This is a genomic window from Mycobacterium sp. (genome assembly GCF_049278535.1).
Classification (GTDB): Bacteria; Actinomycetota; Actinomycetes; order Mycobacteriales; family Mycobacteriaceae; genus Mycobacterium.
The window spans coordinates 1-3,959 of the sequence record NZ_JBAPMI010000272.1; the positions used below are offsets into that span (position 1 = coordinate 1).

At 61.3% G+C, this 3,959-nt stretch carries 4 protein-coding genes and 2 pseudogenes; 5 read left to right on the forward strand and 1 reads right to left on the reverse strand.

The annotated features are described in order from the left end of the window. On the reverse strand, positions 1-287 hold a 287-nt coding region (locus WAO18_RS18320; RefSeq protein WP_422207655.1), incomplete at its 3' end, for a nitroreductase/quinone reductase family protein. A gap of 1,230 nt (positions 288-1,517) precedes the next feature. On the opposite strand from WAO18_RS18320, the pseudogene WAO18_RS18325 reads away from it, so the two are divergent. From WAO18_RS18325 to WAO18_RS18345, 5 genes and pseudogenes are all read left to right on the forward strand, one after another. After that, positions 1,518-2,067 (forward strand): annotated as a pseudogene (locus WAO18_RS18325) (MCE family protein); the annotation flags it as partial. Between the two features lie 71 nt (positions 2,068-2,138). Then, the gene (locus WAO18_RS18330; RefSeq protein ID WP_422207656.1) at positions 2,139-2,633 is read left to right on the forward strand and encodes a mammalian cell entry protein; all 495 of its coding nucleotides are present in this window, start codon (positions 2,139-2,141) and stop codon (positions 2,631-2,633) included. Continuing rightward, complete coding sequence (locus tag WAO18_RS18335; RefSeq protein ID WP_422207657.1) at positions 2,630-3,292, forward strand: hypothetical protein; 663 nt, start codon at positions 2,630-2,632, stop codon at positions 3,290-3,292. The genes WAO18_RS18330 and WAO18_RS18335 overlap by 4 nt, the downstream gene beginning before the upstream one ends. Further along, positions 3,262-3,642 (forward strand): DUF732 domain-containing protein, encoded by a 381-nt coding sequence (locus WAO18_RS18340; RefSeq protein ID WP_422207658.1) that lies wholly within the window; start codon positions 3,262-3,264, stop codon positions 3,640-3,642. The genes WAO18_RS18335 and WAO18_RS18340 overlap by 31 nt, the downstream gene beginning before the upstream one ends. Positions 3,643-3,661: 19 nt before the next feature. Next, positions 3,662-3,959: pseudogene (locus tag WAO18_RS18345) on the forward strand (CAP domain-containing protein); the annotation flags it as partial.

Genomic DNA, 3,959 nt, shown 5'->3' on the forward strand with positions numbered 1-3,959 from the left:
GCCTTGAGGTTGTGGCACCACCCGGGCGATCGTGGCTCCCCGCCGTTGGAGGCGACCACCAGGTAGTCGCCACCGTCACGGGCGTAGGTCAGCGACGTGGTGCGGGCTTTCCCCGTCTTGGCGCCGACGGTGTGCATCAGCGGGCTGGGCAACAGCATCATCCGATGACCGATCCAACCGCCGGTCAGCCGATAGACGGTGTGGTGCAAGCGGGCATATGTACCCAACGCCTTTGAACCCGAGAAGCCATGGCCCTCAGTTTGGCACAGCGGCGTGACCGTACCCATGCTGATCGCTGCGGCGACAGGGTTCCGACACGTTCTCAACCCTATGCTGTAAAGCAGGTACGAGCATCGAGGTTTGGCGATGTCAGAGTTCAGTCGAATAGTCACAGACCGCAGTAGCGGACCCTTTCGCCCGCGACGCTTCGGCAGGGCGGGATCGCCCGTAGGGACCGTATGTAGGTGATTCGATGTGGACTGTTATAACTAGCGACAGGCAACGCGTCGTCGACATCTGCTCGGAGGTCGATGCGCGTCGTGCCGTTCATAGGTTGGGCGTGACGCAACTGCGCGGGCCGTATTCGTGGGACGTTGTTGACCACCACGGGCGCGTATTCGTCGCCGAAATCAGGCATCGCCAGGGGAGTTGGCCATGATTGTTGGCCGCAGTCCGCGCACTCCGGCGATCGGCGATACGGTGCTGTCCCGGTCTGACGGTCGTTCTGGTGTGGGCGTGATCGTGGACAGCGACGCTATTAGGTACAAGATCTATTGGCGCGACGGTAGGGACACCCTCCGCTGGTGCACACGTCACGAAATCAGAGTCCCGCGACTCGATTACGGACAGCAATGGTCATGACGATTAGCGATCGGGGTATCGGGATTTGGAAAGGTTGGAGGCCAGCGAGATGCGATTCTGCATAGGCGACGAGGTTCGTGAAGGTACTCATGTCGGTACTGTGACCGACGTCGGAACCGTGCTCATCCAGGTGAAGACGACCGTGGGCACTTCGCGGATGGTATGCCCGTGGGAGTTGGTGAGAGTACGGCCTTCACGTGAAAGGCCGGGATGCGAAACACCAACGCTGTGAAGCACGACGAGGAGACCCAACTGGCCTGGGCGCTCATCGATGCCGCCAAGCCACATATGAATGTCGGTGAGCGAAATTTTGCCGTCATCACAACCGGCGCCGGCGACACGTTCGCAGCGATTCGCCAACTCCTCAACCTGGTTGCTGCCCGGCGGATCCCGTTGAGGCCTCGGCTAGTTCAGCGGTGCACAACTTGGCTCGACGCGTATGTGTTCCACGAGGAATACGCCCACTTGCGTCGACTTATCGAAGGCTTCTTGATGCCGCAGACGATCCAAGTCTTTACAGCGATCAGACGACCGACAACATCGTCACGACAAGGACCCGGTGTGCGCCCGCACGCTAAGCCTCGATCCACCGATCAACTGACGGTGGTTCGGGTGTCGATATGAGGAAAGTGCCTTCTGAGCTGGGATGATTGGAGTTACCAGACTTGAACAACAAGAGCGACTACCGTGGCTTTTACCTGAGCTTCAACGTTGGCAACCTGAACCTGCCGCCGCCCTGCAATACCGGATTCCTGCCGCGGCACAGAATTCGAAGACGATCCACCGCGCGTGCCAGGCAACGTCTACTGCCGCACCCCGCAGGACTCGATGTGGAACGTGCGCGGGGCGAAGAACTATCCGTGCCTGGCGAAGCCCGGGAAACGGGCGCCGACCGCGCAGATGTGTGAAGGCGACGAGCAGTACGTGCCGCTCAACCAAGGCGACAACTGGAAGGGCGACCCGAACGCCACCTTATCCGGCCAGGACATCCCGCAGCTGCCGCCCGGATCACCGCCGACGGGGCCAGCGCCGCCGGGCGGACCTGCGCCACCGGCTGCAGCCGCACCGATTGCAGCTGCGCAGTACGACCCGGCGACTGGCCGTTACGTCGGGCCCGACGGTCGGATCTACACGCAAAGTGATCTGGCCCAAAACGCATCACAGGAGAAGAATTGGCAATCGATGCTGATCCCGCCGGGCAACTGACGACAGAGCCCGGCACGGACACGGATAGCGCGGCGGTCGACAAACGGTCGGCCGCTGACGGCGAAGCTATTGTGCGACAACCTTCCCCGGCGTTGCGGTCGCCGCTGATTCTGGGAGTCTTCGTCCTTGTCGCCCTCGGCGCGCTGTTCGGATGGCTTGGCTACCGGGACTACCAGGCCCGGCAAGCCGAACACCAGCGCGACCTTTTCCTGCAGGTGGGTCGTCAAGCAGCGCTGAACCTCACTACGATCAGCGTCGACGAGGCAGATACTGACGTGGCACGCGTTCTGGATTCCGCTACTGGCACGTTCCATGACGACTGGGCCCAGCGGGCACCGGCGTTCGTGGAAGTAGTGAAGAAGGCGCAGTCGAGATCTACTGGCACTGTCACCGCGGCGGGTCTGGAATCTGAGACGTCTGATCGAGCGCGGTTACTGGTGGCGGTCTCGGTCAAGACAACGAATGCCGGTGCGCCGGAACAACAACCACGGGCATGGCGGATGCGAATCGATGTGCAGAAGGTCGGTGACGACGCGAAGGTCGCCAATGTGGAGTTCGTTCCGTGAAACAGTCGATGACGAGTGGATCGCAGGCCGGTGCGCCCATCGAAAAGACAGTGGCCAGCGAAGAGTCCGGAGTCGCGGACTATGACTGTGAGGTCATGGAAAGAGCCGAAGACGACAGTGCGTCAACCGAGGAGGTGACTGACGTCTCATCAGATCAACGGCGGCCGTCGAAATGGATGCGCACCAAACGCATCTTGGCCTTCGGCGTCTTGCCCGCATTGGTCCTTATCCTCGCGTCAGGCTCGGGTTATCTGAAATGGCAAGTTGATTCGGCCCGTGAAGCGCAGACAGCACGGACACAGTCGGTGCCAGCGGCGACTGAGAACACCATCGCGATTCTGTCCTATCAGCCAGATAGCGCCGAAAAGGAACTCACCGCCGCGCGCGACAGGCTCGCCGAACCGTTCAAAGACGAATACACCAAGCTCATCACCGATGTCGTCATCCCGGGCGCGAAGCAAAAGAAGATCTCGGCGATAGCCACTGTTCCTGCCGCCGCGTCGATTTCGGCGACGCAAAACCACGCGGTCGTTCTCGTTTTCATCGACCAGAGCATCGTCATCGGCACCGACGCGCCCACCAGCACCTCCTCCACGGTGCGCGTGACCCTCGACAAAGACGGGGACAAATGGCTAATCTCACAGTTCGACCCGGTCTGATCCGGGGGCTGCTCGCCCCAGCGCTGCTCACGTTCGCCGTGATCGGTGCGATGGCAGCCGCGCCTGCCGGTCGCGCGGACACCGTTGCATATCTGGTGAACGTCACGGTGCGCCCGGGCTATAACTTCGCCAACGCTGACGCGGCCCTGGCCTATGGGCACACGATCTGCGACAAGGTGGCCGCTGGCCGCGGTTACCCGCAGATCATGGCGGATGTGAAGTCCGACTTCTCGACATCCGACGAGTACCAGGCCTCCTACCTCATCACTCAGGCCGTCAACGAGCTGTGCCCGGCCCAGATCTGGGCGCTCCGAAATTCGGCGGCGGACTACCGGCCGCCAGCGCAATAGGTCAGAAAGGAGAGGCCGTATGACCTCATCACTGTTTCGTGCGGCGTTCACCGTAACGGCCACAGCGGTTTTGGCGGTGGCATTGACAGCGCCTGTCGCACACGCCGACCACGACAACAACACGCTCATACCGAACAACAGCCGTCTGAATAACAGCCTGGTCGACAACGTGTACACGATCCAGCATCAGGCCGGATGCACCAATGATGTCAACCTCAACCCGCAACTGAATCAAGCCGCCCAATGGCATACCGATGACCTGATGAACAATCGTGCCCTGGACAGCGACATCGACATCGGCACCGACGGCTCGACCG